This is a genomic window from Pseudomonas sp. ASL4 (genome assembly GCF_056680395.1).
In genome coordinates, this window is record NZ_CM155280.1 from 3,344,620 (window position 1) to 3,359,279 (window position 14,660).

At 58.8% G+C, this 14,660-nt stretch carries 12 protein-coding genes and 1 pseudogene; 7 read left to right on the forward strand and 6 right to left on the reverse strand.

The window, feature by feature from the left end:
- Positions 1 to 80 precede the first annotated feature (80 nt).
- The 5 genes from AC1MEW_RS15015 (at position 81) to AC1MEW_RS15035 (ending at position 6,365) form a co-directional block, all read left to right on the forward strand.
- Complete coding sequence (locus AC1MEW_RS15015; RefSeq protein WP_201255513.1) at positions 81 to 1,400, forward strand: OprD family porin; 1,320 nt, start codon at positions 81 to 83, stop codon at positions 1,398 to 1,400.
- A 197-nt stretch (positions 1,401 to 1,597) separates the two neighbouring features.
- Entirely contained in the window at positions 1,598 to 2,071 is a 474-nt protein-coding gene (locus tag AC1MEW_RS15020; protein WP_201197102.1) for a MarR family winged helix-turn-helix transcriptional regulator, read from the forward strand.
- The gene (locus tag AC1MEW_RS15025) at positions 2,068 to 3,537 is read left to right on the forward strand and encodes an efflux transporter outer membrane subunit (RefSeq protein WP_201255508.1); all 1,470 of its coding nucleotides are present in this window, start codon (positions 2,068 to 2,070) and stop codon (positions 3,535 to 3,537) included. Before AC1MEW_RS15020 ends, AC1MEW_RS15025 begins: the two co-directional genes overlap by 4 nt.
- Before the next feature lie 15 nt (positions 3,538 to 3,552).
- Entirely contained in the window at positions 3,553 to 4,770 is a 1,218-nt protein-coding gene (locus tag AC1MEW_RS15030) for an HlyD/EmrA/EmrK family protein (RefSeq protein ID WP_201204640.1), read from the forward strand.
- 65 nt (positions 4,771 to 4,835) lie between these two features.
- Positions 4,836 to 6,365: a DHA2 family efflux MFS transporter permease subunit gene (locus AC1MEW_RS15035; RefSeq protein WP_201255509.1), complete on the forward strand. Its 1,530-nt coding sequence runs from the start codon at positions 4,836 to 4,838 to the stop codon at positions 6,363 to 6,365.
- Between the two features lie 52 nt (positions 6,366 to 6,417).
- Here AC1MEW_RS15035 and lpxH read toward each other — a convergent pair whose 3' ends face one another.
- Together lpxH and AC1MEW_RS15045 are read right to left on the reverse strand one after the other, a co-directional pair.
- Positions 6,418 to 7,170 (reverse strand): UDP-2,3-diacylglucosamine diphosphatase, encoded by a 753-nt coding sequence (gene lpxH / locus AC1MEW_RS15040; RefSeq protein WP_201255510.1) that lies wholly within the window; start codon positions 7,168 to 7,170, stop codon positions 6,418 to 6,420.
- A complete protein-coding gene (locus AC1MEW_RS15045; protein ID WP_201197107.1) occupies positions 7,167 to 7,670 on the reverse strand; it encodes a peptidylprolyl isomerase in 504 nt (167 codons plus the stop codon). The genes lpxH and AC1MEW_RS15045 overlap by 4 nt, the downstream gene beginning before the upstream one ends.
- Before the next feature lie 267 nt (positions 7,671 to 7,937).
- On the opposite strand from AC1MEW_RS15045, the gene AC1MEW_RS15050 reads away from it, so the two are divergent.
- A complete protein-coding gene (locus AC1MEW_RS15050) occupies positions 7,938 to 9,638 on the forward strand; it encodes a glutamine--tRNA ligase/YqeY domain fusion protein (RefSeq protein WP_322269005.1) in 1,701 nt (566 codons plus the stop codon).
- Positions 9,639 to 9,653: 15 nt separating this feature from the next.
- Positions 9,654 to 11,036, forward strand: a complete 1,383-nt coding sequence (gene cysS, locus AC1MEW_RS15055; protein WP_480426777.1) for a cysteine--tRNA ligase — start codon at positions 9,654 to 9,656, stop codon at positions 11,034 to 11,036.
- An 81-nt stretch (positions 11,037 to 11,117) separates the two neighbouring features.
- Here cysS and AC1MEW_RS15060 read toward each other — a convergent pair whose 3' ends face one another.
- The 4 genes and pseudogenes from AC1MEW_RS15060 to nuoN all read right to left on the reverse strand — a co-directional run bounded on the left by AC1MEW_RS15060 (position 11,118) and on the right by nuoN (position 14,655).
- Complete coding sequence (locus tag AC1MEW_RS15060; protein ID WP_201255511.1) at positions 11,118 to 11,990, reverse strand: undecaprenyl-diphosphate phosphatase; 873 nt, start codon at positions 11,988 to 11,990, stop codon at positions 11,118 to 11,120.
- A gap of 304 nt (positions 11,991 to 12,294) precedes the next feature.
- Positions 12,295 to 12,609, reverse strand: a complete 315-nt coding sequence (locus AC1MEW_RS15065) for a helix-turn-helix domain-containing protein (RefSeq protein WP_480426779.1) — start codon at positions 12,607 to 12,609, stop codon at positions 12,295 to 12,297.
- Positions 12,599 to 12,949 (reverse strand): annotated as a pseudogene (locus AC1MEW_RS15070) (toxin). Before AC1MEW_RS15070 ends, AC1MEW_RS15065 begins: the two are co-directional and overlap by 11 nt.
- Before the next feature lie 242 nt (positions 12,950 to 13,191).
- Positions 13,192 to 14,655 carry an NADH-quinone oxidoreductase subunit NuoN gene (gene nuoN / locus AC1MEW_RS15075; RefSeq protein ID WP_201204602.1) on the reverse strand — a complete coding sequence of 488 codons (1,464 nt, stop codon included), beginning with the start codon at positions 14,653 to 14,655 and terminating at the stop codon, positions 13,192 to 13,194.
- Positions 14,656 to 14,660: the final 5 nt, after the last annotated feature.

The following is a 14,660-nucleotide window of genomic DNA, read 5'->3' on the forward strand; positions in this document are numbered from 1 at the left end:
CTATCCATTGGTGGGCCCGTTGCTTCCTGCTGTCTTTTTACTGCGCACAGAACATGGCTTCTGCGCTGGAGTTCGCCCTGATGAAAGCCTCGTTCCAAGTATTAAGTTTTTTGACCGGCGGTTTGGGCATGGCCCTGAGTCCCTTGGCGTCTGCTGATTTCATTAATGACAGTAAAGCCAACTTGAACTTGCGTAACTTCTATTTCAATAACGATAACCGCGACGGTGCCGCCGCGCCGTCGAAAACCGAAGAGTGGGGTCAGGGCTTCATGCTCAACTATCAGTCGGGGTTCACCGACGGTACGGTGGGTTTCGGTCTGGATGCGATCGGTTTGCTCGGGATCAAGCTCGATAGCGGTGAAGGACGGCATGTCGGCAGTTCAATGATTCCCAGCGATGGCGATAAGGCCGCGGACCAATGGGGCCGTGTCGGCGCGACGGCAAAGATGCGGTTCTCCAAGACCGAGTTGCGCTATGGCACCTTGCAGCCGAAGTTGCCGATTCTGGTGGCGAACGATGGCCGACTGCTGCCACAAACCTTTGAGGGCGGTCAGGTCACCAGCAACGAACTCGATAACCTGACCTTTACCGCCGGCCAAATTGAGCATGCCACTGGCCGTGGTTCCAGCGACAGCGCCGGCCTTGCGGTGGCGGGTGCCACCCAGGAAAGCAACAAGTTCACCTTTGCCGGCGGTGATTACAAACTGACTAAAGACCTGACTGCCCAGTATTACTACGCCAATCTCGAAGACTATTACCAACAGCACTTCGCCGGTTTATTGCATGTACTGCCGTTGGGTGAATACGGCTCGCTGAAAACCGACTTGCGATATTTCAAGACCACTTCCGATGGCAAGAACAGCAGTGCAGCCGGGCGTGCCAGTGGCTACAAGTTCGGGGGGTATACCAAAGACGGGACGGGTGAAATCGACAACGATACCTGGAGTGCGGCATTTATTTACTCGTTAGGCGGCCATGCCATTACGGCGGGTTATCAAAGCGTTTCCGATGACAGCAACTTTGCTCAACTCAATCAGGGCGGGTTGGTCGACAAAGGCGAGGGCGGCGCCAGTCTTTATCTGTACACCGACCGCACCATTCAAACCTTCATCCAGGCCGGTGAGCGAACCGCTTTCGCACAATACGCCTACGATTTCGCCGCAATGGGAGTTCCAGGCCTGAAGGCTTCGGTCATGTACCTCAAGGGCAGCAACATCCAGACGACCAGCGGCCAGGACGCGAGCGAATGGGAGCGAGATATCTCCCTGGATTATGTGATTCAAAGTGGCGCGTTGAAGAACGTCGGCTTCGGCTGGCGCAACGCAATGTCGCGCAGCGATATCGCCCGCGACCAGGATCAGAATCGCCTGATCGTGAGCTATTCCATTCCTTTGATGTAAGGCCGCCTTAAAGCCCATCGGCGAACAGGTTCACGATTATGTGCGTGATCCTGTTCCTGCCGACGATTTGCCCCGCCCCATCTCCCCGCCGCTGATCAGCTAAATACAAAGCATCCTAACTATTACGTTGACATTCGCTGCCTAGGCAGTAACATCTCGACATACATTCTCTGCCTAGGCAGCTAATTGGTGGTCAGATGAAACATTTCACCCCAGACGAATTCCGTAATTGCCACCTCGGCCTCTTGCTCGGGCGCGCTGCGCTGCTCAAGGACCGGATCATCGACACGCACATGGAACCCCACGGCATCACCGCCGCGCAGTTCAAAGTGCTGATCATCATGGCCCAGTTCGGTGTCGATACCCCGGCCGAGCTGTGCCGTCACCTGTCGCTGGACAGCGGTTCGATGACGCGCATGCTCGATCGTCTGGAGCAGAAAGGATTTCTTGCCCGTCAACGCTCCGAGGCTGATCGACGCCAGGTGCAACTGATGTTGACTGAGGAAGGCCAGAAGCTCGCCGACCGCCTGCCGCACATCGGCGCCGACGCCATGAATGAACTGGCTGGCGCCATCAGCCCGGACGAGTTGAAAACCCTGGAATTGATCCTGAAGAAAATCTTGGTAGCAGCCGGTGACTCGATCACGCTGCTGCGGGTAGGTGATAAATGAGCAGTAGAACCTTGCGTAGCGGCCTGAGCCTGGTGCTCGCGGCCATGACCCTGGCCGGTTGCGCCAGTTACAGCGGCTTGGACACCGAAGGCAAAAGCCTCGATGCGAAAACCCTGAAGGCCGGGCAATCCCTCACTGGCGTGACCTTGTCGCCGGCGGCCTGGCCGAAAAGCGACTGGTGGAAAAGCCTCGGCGACCCACAACTCGACGGTCTGATCCGCGAAGCCCTGCACGACAGTCCGGACATGCAAATCGCCGAAGCCCGCGCCCACCAAGCCAGTGCCGCCGCATATGCCGCCGACGCTGCGCGGATGCCGACCCTCGATGCCAGCGCCGGCGTCAGTCGTTCGCGGCTGGCCAAAGATCAAGACCCGTCGGGTAAGGGCGACACCTACGCCACCGTGCGTAACATCAGCGCCAGTTTCAATTACAACTTCGACCTCTGGGGCGGTCAGCGTGACGCTTGGGAAGCCGCACTGGGCCAGGCCCGCGCCGCCGAAGTCGATCAGCAAGCCGCGCAGTTGACCTTGTCCGCCGACGTCGCTCGCGCCTACAGCGATCTGGGGCAGGCGCACATCGTTTATGACTTGTCCAATGACGACCTCAAGCGCACCAAACAAATGCTTGATCTGAGTCAGCGTCGTTTGAATTCCGGGATCGACAGTCAGTACCAGTTCCAGCAGACCGAAAGCCTGGAAGCCAGCTCCGAAGCGAGCCTGATCGACGCCGAAAAACAGCTGAACAGCGCCAAAATTGCATTGGCCGTACTGCTCGGCAAAGGTCCGGACCGCGGCAACGAAATCACCCGGCCGAAAATCCTTCAGGCCAGCGCCGTGGCCTTGCCGTCGGTGCTGCCGGCCGAGTTGCTCGGTCGTCGCCCGGATCTGGTCGCGGCACGCTGGCGGGTTGAGGCGGCGAGCAAGAACATTGCCGCAAGCAAAACCCAGTTCTATCCCAACCTGAACCTTACGGCCGCTGCCGGTGCCGAATCCTTATTGGGTGACGCAATGTTCGGTTCGGCCAGTCGTTTCTTCAATATCGCGCCGACGATTTCGGTGCCGATTTTCGACGGTGGCCGCCTGCGCGCCAACCTCGATTCCCGCGACGCCGACTATGACCTGGCGGTGGCGCAGTACAACAAGAGTCTGGTCAAGGCGCTGGGGGATGTCAGCGACACCATCAACCAGTTGCGCGATATCGGCCGGCAGATTGGTGCCCAGCAGCACGCCACCGAGATCGCCCAGGACTCTTACAACACCGTGGTCCAGCGCTACGGTTCCGGCATCGGCAATTACCTGGATGTGCTCAGCATCGAACAGCAATTGCTCCAGGCCCAGCGTCAACTGGCGAACCTGAATGCCGAGCAGATCGACCTGTCGATCCAACTGATGCAGGCGCTGGGTGGCGGTTTCCAGAGTGAAACCATCGCCTCGGCCAATCCAGCTCCAGCCAAGCTGAACAACTAATTCAAGGTATCTGTCATGGCCACTGCCGAAACGACTTCTGCTCCAACTAACAAAGCGCCTGAAAACGCCCCGGACACCAGCAACCCGCGCAAACGCAAAATCATGCTGACGGTGCTGGCGATTCTGGTGATCCTCGCCGGTGTCGGCGTCTGGGCCTATCACGAGCTCTACGGTCGCTGGAACGAAAGCACCGACGACGCCTACGTGAACGGCAACGTGGTGGAAATCACCCCGCTGGTCACCGGTACCGTGGTGAGCATCGGTGCCGATGATGGCGATCTGGTCCACGAAGGCCAGGTGCTGGTCAACTTTGACCCGAACGATGCTGAAGTCGGTCTGCAAAGTGCCCAGGCCAACCTGGCTCGCACCGTGCGTCAGGTTCGCGGCTTGTACAGCAATGTCGACGGCATGAAAGCCCAGGTCAACGCCCAGCAGGCTAACGTGCAAAAAGCCCAGGACAACTTCAATCGCCGGAAAAACCTCGCCGCTGGCGGCGCGATTTCCCAGGAAGAACTGTCCCACGCTCGCGACGACCTGACCTCGGCGCAAAACGCCCTGGCCAATGCCCAGCAGCAGCTCAAGACCACCAGCGCGCTGGTCGATGACACCGTCGTGTCGTCGCACCCGGATGTGATGTCCGCCGCCGCGCAAGTGCGTCAGGCTTACCTGAATAATTCCCGCAGTACCTTGATCGCGCCGGTCACCGGTTATGTGGCCAAACGCTCGGTGCAACTGGGTCAACGGGTTCAGCCGGGTACGGCGCTGATGGCGGTAATTCCACTGGATCAACTGTGGATCGACGCCAACTTCAAGGAAACCCAACTGCGTGACATGCGCATCGGCCAACCGGTGGACATCGAAGCTGACCTGTACGGCAGCGATGTGAAGTTCAGCGGCACCATCGACAGCCTCGGCGCCGGGACCGGCAGCGCGTTCGCCTTGTTGCCAGCGCAGAACGCCACCGGTAACTGGATCAAGATCGTCCAACGCGTACCGGTGCGGATTCACGTCAACGCCGAAGAGCTGGCTAAACACCCGTTGCGCGTTGGTCTGTCGACTCAGGTCGATGTGAACCTGCACGACCAGAGCGGTCCGGTACTGGCGCAACAGCCGCCACAAAAGGCTTCGTTCAGCACCAACGTGTATGACCGTCAGTTGACCGAAGCCGACGCGATGATCACCCAGTTGATCCATGACAACAGCGCTGCGGTCAGCAAGACCGCGCAACGCTGATTCGCCAATCCCTCAGCGGCGCCGGTTAAACGGCGCCGCGCACGCCAAGTTACATAGGATTCGCGATGAGCAATAACGCGTCTTTCACGCCGCCCAGCCTGCTGCTCAGCACCATTGGCCTGTCGCTGGCGACCTTCATGCAAGTGCTCGACACCACCATTGCCAACGTGGCCTTGCCGACGATTTCCGGCAACCTGGGCGTGAGTTCGGAGCAGGGCACTTGGGTCATCACATCGTTTGCGGTCAGTAACGCCATTGCGTTGCCACTGACTGGCTGGCTGAGCCGGCGTTTCGGTGAGGTGAAGCTGTTTCTCTGGGCCACGATTCTGTTTGTACTGGCCTCGTTTCTTTGCGGTATCTCGACGTCGATGCCGGAATTGATCGGTTTCCGCGTACTTCAAGGCTTGGTGGCCGGGCCGTTGTACCCGATGACGCAGACGCTGTTGATTGCGGTGTATCCCCCAGCGAGGCGCGGCATGGCCCTGGCGTTGCTGGCGATGGTCACGGTGGTGGCGCCGATTGCCGGCCCGATCCTTGGCGGTTGGATTACCGACAGCTATAGCTGGCCGTGGATCTTCTTTATCAACGTGCCGATCGGGATCTTCGCGGTGATGGTGGTGCGCTCGCAGCTCAAGGCGCGTCCGGTGGAAACCAGCCGTCAGCCGATGGACTACGTTGGTTTGATCACGTTGATCATAGGGGTCGGCGCGTTGCAGGTGATCCTCGATAAAGGCAACGACCTGGACTGGTTCGAATCGAACTTCATCATCATTGGAGCGGCGATTTCGGTGATTGCCCTGGCGGTGTTTATCATCTGGGAAATGACCGACCAACATCCTGTGGTGAATCTGCGGCTGTTTGCTTACCGCAATTTCCGTATCGGCACCATTGTGTTGGTGTTGGGTTACGCCGGGTTCTTCGGTATCAACCTGATCCTGCCGCAATGGCTGCAAACCCAGATGGGCTACACCGCCACTTGGGCCGGTCTGGCGGTAGCGCCCATCGGGATTCTACCGGTGCTGATGTCGCCGTTTGTCGGCAAGTACGCGAACAAGTTCGACCTGCGACTGTTGGCCGGCCTGGCGTTCCTGGCGATTGGCCTGAGCTGCTTTATGCGCGCCGGGTTTACCAACGAGGTCGACTTCCAGCACATCGCGTTGGTGCAACTGTTCATGGGCATTGGCGTGGCGCTGTTCTTTATGCCGACCTTGAGCATTTTGATGTCGGACTTGCCGCCGAGCCAGATCGCCGATGGCGCGGGCCTGGCGACGTTCTTGCGGACATTGGGCGGTAGCTTCGCGGCGTCGTTGACCACCTGGATCTGGATTCGCCGGGCGGACCAGCATCACGCGTACTTGAGTGAAAGCATCACCTCCTATGACCAACCGACCCGGGATGCCTTGAACACACTGGGCGGGGCGGGTACCCCGGCGTATGCGCAACTCGATCAAGTGCTGACCAGTCAGGCGTACATGCTCTCCACCGTGGATTACTTCACGTTGCTCGGGTGGGGATTCATGGGGTTGATGCTGATCGTGTGGCTGGCCAAACCGCCGTTTGCGGCGAAGGCCGGGCCGGCGGCCTCCGGTCACTAAGCAAACCCTGTGGGAGCGAGCCTGCTCCCACAAGGGTTTTATGTTTTGGCGGTCAGTTTGCGGGTGCTGCCAGTTGTGGCGGCGGGGCGAAGTCGAAGGGTGCCAGCGCAAACCCGTTCTCATCCACCTGCAACGCCCAGCCCTGACGATCCCAATCCCCCAGCACGATGCGTTTGGCCGCTTGCTCGCCAATCTGCAACTTGTGAATCGCCGGGCGATGGGTGTGCCCATGAATCAGGGTTTTCACGGCAAATGCCTGCATGATGCGCGGCACTTCGTCCGGCGTCACATCGACAATGTCGTTAGCCTTCATCCGCGTCTGCGCACGGCTTTCGCTGCGCAGCTTGCGCGCCAGTTTATGCCGGGTGCTCAACGGCAGATGCCGGAGGATGAACAGGGTGATGGGGTTGCGCAGGTAGCGCCGCAGCTTCATGTAGCCAACGTCGCGGGTGCAGAGGCTGTCGCCGTGCATCAATAGCACCGGCTCGCCGTAAAACTGCACGACACTCGGGTCCTTCAGCAGCGTACAGCCGGCTTCTTTGCAGAACGCCTTGCCGAGCAGGAAGTCACGATTGCCGTGCATCAGAAAAATGGCCGTGCCGCTGTCGCTAAGATTGCGCAGGGCCTGGCAGATGGAGCGCTGGAACGGCGTCATGGCATCGTCGCCAATCCACGCCTCGAAAAAGTCGCCGAGGATGTACAGCGCACTCGCTGTCCGGGCGCGTCCGGCGAGCAAATCCAGAAACGCCCGGGTTATGTCCGGGCGCTCCTCTTCCAGATGCAAGTCTGAAATCAGCAATATCACTCAATGATCTCGGCTTTCTCGATGATCACGTCGTCTGCTGGTACGTCCTGATGGCCGGACTTGGAAGTGGTGCTCACGCCTTTGATCTTGTCGACGACGTCGGTGCCGGCAACAACTTTGGCGAATACCGCGTAGCCCCAGCCCTGAGTGGTCTTGGCGCTGTGGTTCAGGAAGCTGTTGTCAGCCACGTTGATGAAGAACTGGGCGGAAGCCGAATGCGGCTCCATGGTGCGCGCCATGGCCACGGTGTACTTCTCGTTCGGCAGGCCGTTGTCAGCTTCGTTCTGGATGCTTGGGCGCTTGTCTTTCTTTTCTTTCATGCCTGGCTCGAAACCGCCGCCCTGGATCATGAAGTTACCGATCACACGGTGGAAAACGGTGTTTTCGTAGTGGCCGGCCTTGACGTATTCGATGAAGTTGGCAACGGTCAGCGGTGCCTTTTCAGCGTTCAATTCCAGGACGATGTCGCCATGGTTGGTGGTCAGTTTGACTTGGGTCATGATCGGGGACTCTTTATAAAAGAAGCATTTTAATGAATTCGTGGGTTTCGGGGCGTTTGAGCCCTCAACCGGTTTGGCCAGCAACAGCCAAGGTGCGCAGTTTAGCGCGACAGGCGCGAATTTCGAGGCTGTTTTTCAAAACAGGTGGATTAAACACACCTGATTTAGGGCCTGCTCTGTCAGCAGCTTGACAGCATCGGCTATGATAGCGGCTTTGTTTTGTCAGGCCTTTAGTTCCGGCCGCGCACTCGTACGTTCAAGGATCCTATGAGCAAGCCCACTGTCGACCCTACCTCGAATTCCAAGACTGGCCCTGTTGTGCCGGTCAATTTCCTGCGCCCGATCATCCAGGCGGACCTGGACTCGGGTAAGCACACGCAGATCGTCACCCGTTTCCCGCCTGAGCCCAACGGCTACCTGCACATTGGTCACGCCAAGTCGATTTGCGTGAACTTCGGCCTGGCCCAGGAATTTGGCGGCGTCACGCACCTGCGTTTCGACGACACCAACCCGGCCAAGGAAGACCAGGAATACATCGACGCGATCGAAAGCGACATCAAATGGCTGGGCTTTGAATGGTCCGGCGAAGTGCGCTACGCCTCGCAGTATTTCGACCAGTTGCACGACTGGGCCGTCGAGCTGATCAAGGCCGGCAAGGCCTACGTTGATGACCTGAGCCCGGAGCAAGCCAAGGAATACCGTGGCAGCCTGACCGAGCCGGGCAAAAACAGCCCGTTCCGTGACCGTTCCGTGGAAGAAAACCTCGACTGGTTCGCCCGCATGAAGGCCGGCGAATTCCAGGACGGCGCACGTGTACTGCGGGCCAAGATCGACATGGCCTCGCCGAACATGAACCTGCGCGATCCGATCATGTATCGCATCCGTCACGCTCACCATCACCAGACCGGTGACAAGTGGTGCATCTACCCGAACTACGACTTCACACACGGTCAGTCGGACGCCATCGAAGGCATCACTCACTCGATCTGCACCCTGGAGTTCGAAAGCCATCGTCCGCTGTACGAGTGGTTCCTGGACGCTCTGCCAGTGCCGGCGCACCCGCGTCAGTACGAGTTCAGCCGCCTGAACCTGAACTACACGATCACCAGCAAGCGCAAGCTCAAGCAACTGGTCGATGAAAAGCACGTGTTCGGCTGGGACGATCCGCGCATGTCCACGCTGTCGGGTTTCCGCCGCCGTGGCTACACGCCGAAATCGATCCGCAACTTCTGCGACATGGTCGGTACCAACCGTTCTGACGGCGTCGTCGATTTCGGCATGCTCGAGTTCAGCATCCGTCAGGATCTGGACCAGAACGCTCCGCGCGCCATGTGCGTGCTGCGTCCGTTGAAGGTGGTGATTACCAACTACCCGGAAGACCAGGTCGAGAACCTCGAACTGCCGCGTCATCCGCAGAAAGAAGAACTGGGCGTGCGCAAGCTGCCGTTCGCCCGTGAGATCTACATCGACCGTGAAGACTTCATGGAAGAGCCGCCAAAAGGCTACAAGCGCCTGGAACCGAACGGCGAAGTGCGTCTGCGCGGCAGCTACGTGATCCGTGCCGACGAAGCGATCAAGGACGCCGATGGCAACATCGTCGAACTGCGTTGCTCCTACGACCCGGAAACACTGGGCAAGAACCCTGAAGGTCGCAAGGTCAAAGGCGTGGTGCACTGGGTGCCGGCGGCTGCCAGCGTCGAGTGCGAAGTGCGTCTGTACGATCGTCTGTTCCGCTCGGCCAACCCTGAGAAGGCCGAAGACAGCGCCAGTTTCCTGGACAACATCAACCCTGACTCGCTGCAAGTTCTCACTGGTTGTCGTGCTGAGCCTTCGCTGGGCAATGCACAGCCGGAAGACCGTTTCCAGTTCGAGCGCGAAGGCTACTTCTGCGCGGATATCAAGGACTCGAAACCAGGTCATCCGGTCTTCAACCGTACCGTGACCTTGCGTGATTCGTGGGGCCAGTGATTCAAGGAACATAAAGTGCTTACGATCTACAACACGCTCACCAAGAGCAAAGAAGTCTTCAAACCGCTGGATGGCAACAATGTGCGCATGTACGTCTGCGGGATGACCGTGTACGACTACTGCCACATTGGCCATGGCCGCAGCATGGTCGCGTTTGACCTGGTGACCCGCTGGTTGCGGTTCAGCGGCTATAGCCTGACCTACGTGCGCAACATCACCGACATCGAAGACAAGATCATCAATCGGGCCAAGGAGAACGGCGAGCCGTTCGACGTGCTGACCGAGCGCATGATCACTGCGATGCACGAGGACGAGGCGCGCCTCAACATCCTCAAACCGGACATGGAACCGCGGGCCACCGACCACATCGCTGGCATGCAGACCATGATCCAGACCCTGATCGACAAGGGTTACGCCTACGCACCGGGCAATGGCGACGTGTACTACCGCGTCGCCAAGTTCATGGGCTACGGCAAGCTGTCGCGCAAAAAGATTGAAGACCTGCGCATCGGTGCGCGGATCGAAGTCGACGAGTCCAAGCAGGATCCGCTGGACTTCGTGCTGTGGAAAGGCGCCAAGCCGGGCGAACCGAGCTGGCCATCGCCGTGGGGCGACGGTCGTCCGGGCTGGCACATCGAGTGCTCGGTGATGTCGACCTGCTGCCTCGGCGAGACTTTCGACATTCATGGCGGCGGCAGCGACCTCGAGTTCCCGCACCATGAAAACGAAATCGCCCAGAGCGAAGCGGCGACCGGCAAGACCTACGCCAACGCGTGGATGCATTGCGGCATGATTCGCATCAATGGCGAGAAGATGTCCAAGTCCTTGAACAACTTCTTCACCATTCGCGATGTGCTGGAAAAGTACCACCCGGAAGTCGTGCGTTACCTGCTGGTGTCGAGCCACTACCGCAGCGCGATCAACTACTCGGAAGACAACCTCAAGGACGCCAAAGGCGCACTCGAGCGTTTCTACCACGCGTTGAAAGGCCTGCCGAGCGTGGAGCCGGTTGGCGGCGAAGCCTTTGTCGAGCGCTTCACTCAGGTGATGAACGACGACTTCGGCACGCCGGAAGCCTGCGCGGTGTTGTTCGAGATGGTTCGCGAGATCAACCGTCTGCGCGAGAGTGATCTCAATGCAGCGGCGGGCCTGGCGGCACGCTTGAAAGAACTGGCCAGCGTGCTGGGTGTATTGCAGCTCGAAGCCGATGACTTCTTGCAGGCCGGCGCTGAAGGCCGGGTTGATGCGGCGCAAGTGGATGCGCTGATTGCTGCGCGTCTGGCCGCTCGTGCTGGCAAAGACTGGGCCGAATCCGACCGCATCCGCGACCAGCTCACCGCCATGGGCGTGGTGCTGGAAGACGGCAAGGGCGGCACGACCTGGCGTCTGGCTGACTGATTGCTTTATTCGTTACAAACAAAAACCCGCCTTGTGCGGGTTTTTGTTTTTGGGTGTATGTCGACGGTCTTTTGAGGTGGATTAGCTCAAGAGGCCGGTACTAACAGCGACAATCAGGAAAATGCCCAGTACCGCGCGGTAAATCACAAACGGCCAGGTGGAGAACTTTTCCAGGAATTTCATCAGGCCCCAGATGGCGAAAAACGCCGAGACGCTGGCGACTACCAGACCGAAAATCAGATGGGCCCAGGCTTCCGCAGGGAGCTGCGCATGAAACAACACCCACAGTTCTTTCAGGCCGGCCAGAGCGATAGCGGGCAGACCCAACAGGAAGGAGAAACGCGCCGCTTCTTCGCGTTTGAAGTTAAGGAACAGCGCCGCCGTCAGGGTTGAGCCGGAACGGGAAACCCCTGGGATCAGCGCGCCGATCTGAGCAATACCGACAATCAGCGCATCACGCAGACGCATTTCGCCAACGGTGCGCCGGTGACGGCAACTGAGTTCGGCGGCCGCCAGCAAAACGGCCATCACCACGCATGAGATCCCGATCACCATCAGGCCTCTCAACGGGGAGTTACAGGCGTTGAGCGTCGAGGATAAGGCGATGCCAGCAATGCCGATCGGAATGGTCGCCAGCACGATGGCAACGGCTAGCTTGAACCACTGGTTGTTGTAATCACCCTGGCGCACGGCACCTATGCTGCCGGTGACAACCTGCCTCACATCCCGCCAGAAGTAACTGACAACAGCCGCCAGTGCGGCCAGTTGCATGGCGGCGGAAAACGCCGAGCCAGGATCAGGCCAGCCAAGCAGGGCGGGTACGATTCGCATGTGCGCAGTGGAAGAAACGGGCAACAGCTCAGTGATGCCTTGAATGATGCCCAGGATGCCGATTTGCAGGTAATCCAGTGAGGCGAAGCCGATATCAAGGCCGGCGGAACAGATGTTTGTCAAAGCACTTATCCTGTGAGAATAAGAGGGGAGGGAGGTGTTTGGTTCAAGACAAGCAGGTCTAAAAGCTGAAACATTTCGTCACGTTTAGCCGGCGCAGTCAATCACTGATAGGCGCAGGTTGCTTGCGGAACAAAACCGGTCTTGAACGCTCGCCAATTGACCCAGGATTAATACTTCCCTGTGGCGAGGGAGCTTGCTCCCGCAGGGTCGCAAAGCGGCCCCTCTCTTCAGAAAAGAAAGGGACTGCTACACAGTCCAGCGGGAGCAAGTGCCCTCGCTACAGGTTTTTTTGCTTAACGACAATTCAGCTCAACGTCGCCAGCCGTTCAACCGTTTCCGGAAAACGCTCGACCAGACGAATCAAGGTAGTGGCCTGCGCATTCGGTTGTGCGCGTCCTTGCTCCCAGTTTTCCAGGGTCCGGGTATTTGTACGCAAATACATCGCGAATACCGACCGGGAAAGATTGAGCTGTTGGCGGATCGCTACCACCTCCTCGGCAGTGATTGGCACCAGTTTTGGCAACTTGACCTTGTGGGTTCGCAGCGTGACCTTGCCTTGGCGCTCGTCGGCCAAGGCTTCGAGGCCATCCATCAGTTCGTTAAAAATGTCACGTTTCATAGTGGGATCTCGTGTTGATTTCTCTATCTAGCGCTTGTCTGAAAAGTTTCTTCTGGGAAGGCGATAGGTCGTCTTGCTCGTTTTTGCTTTACACGGTGAACAGCCAGAATTGATCAAAACCTGACCACCAGTAATAAATCACCCGTCATCCGCCGCGCTTGCCTTTGCCTCGTCGCTGGTCGGAGAAGCGGATTTTGCGCAACCCGCCCATACCTTCCACGAGATCGCCCGCTTCAGGGTTTTTCAGCTGCTCCAGTTGAAAACTGCGGAACAGGTCGTCGTCCAGGTAGTCATTCCCGTGCTTTTGAAATACGGGCAATTCGATAAAGAGATCGTCCATGTTCTGTACGTTACCTGCGTATATCTCTATCACAAGAATCGAATAGGTCAAGGCATCTGTTCTTGCCAATTCGGTCAAGTCGTTACCTTAAAGTCGGAGGCAGGATCGGGATGTAGGACGCGGCTGAATTGGCCGCGAGGGAATTCTTTACATAGGCTGCGATCTTTTGATCTTGAAACCCCAAACGCAAAAACGGCACCCGAAGGTGCCGTTTCTGTTTTCTACCGAGTATCGCTAAACGATCAACCCGCCAGCACTGCCTGCTGAACCAGAGTCAGCAACGGCTGTGGATACAGGCCGAGGAAGAACGCCAGTGCGGCGATGGCCAGCAGCATCACGCCGCCTGCACGTTGTTCCCAGTGCAGTTGCGCATCGTGGCGACGCAGGTTCGGCTCGATCAGGTACAGGGTGACCATCACGCGCAGGTAGTAGAAGACGCCGATGGCGCTGCCCAGTACCAGGGAACCGACCAGCCACCATTGGTGCGACTCGACGCCGGTAGCAATGATGTAGAACTTGCCAATGAAGCCCGCGGTCAGCGGGATACCGGCCAGGGACAGCATCATCACGGTCAGTACGGCGGTCAGGTACGGACGACGCCAGAACAGGCCGCGGTATTCGTACAGTGCGTCGGCGTCACGGCCCTTGTATGGCGAGGACATCAGGGTGATCACGCCGAAGGCGCCGAGGCTGGTGATCACGTAGGTGACCAGGTACACGCCGATGGCTTCCACGGCCAGACCTTTGCTCGCCACCAGGGCGATCAGCAGGTAACCGAAGTGAGCGATGGACGAGTAACCCAGCAGACGCTTGAGGTTGCTTTGGGTCAGTGCCAGCAGGTTACCGAACAGGATCGACGCGATGGCGATGATGGTCAGCACGTCGCTCAGCACACCGCTGCTCGCCGCTGGGGAGATCTGGAACAGACGCACCATCACCGCAAACACGGCGACTTTGGAAGCGGTCGCCAGGAACGCGGCCACCGGTGCCGGAGCACCTTCGTAAACGTCCGGGGTCCAGAGGTGGAACGGTACCAGCGACAGCTTGAACGCCAGGCCGATGAGCATCATGCCCAGGCCCATCTGAGCCAGCGAGCTTGGCAGGCCGGTAGCCGCCAGCGCCTGACCGATACCGACGAAGCTCAGGCTGCCGGAGTCGGCGTAGAGCAGGGCCATACCGAACAACAGGAACGCGGAACCGGCGGCCGACAGCACCATGTACTTGATGCCGGCTTCCAGTGAACGCTTGTTGAAGAAGGCGTAAGCCACCAGGCCGTAGACCGGCACCGACAACAGTTCCAGACCGATGAACAACCCGGCCAGGTGTTGCGCGCTAACCAGAACCAGGCCACCGGCGGCGGCCATCAGGATCAGCAGGTACAGTTCTTCGCGGTTGCCCGGGTAACCCGTGCCGCCATCGCCGAGGTAGGCGTGGGCGAGGGTCACACAAGCGAGGGTGGCGACCAGGATCAGCGCCATGTACAAGCAAGCGAAGCTATCGATTTGCAGCAGTGGGGTCACGGCCAGAGGCGCGACCTTCAAGGCTGGCAGGATCGACAGCAACGCCAGGTTCAGGCCCGCCACGGAAATCAGGAAGGTCTGCGAGTGGTTGCGGCGCCAGGCAATTGCCAACATCACCACGATGATCGTGGCGGTGGTGATCAACAACGGCGCGAGCGCGATAAAGTGTTGAGTCGTGAATTCCATAGCGC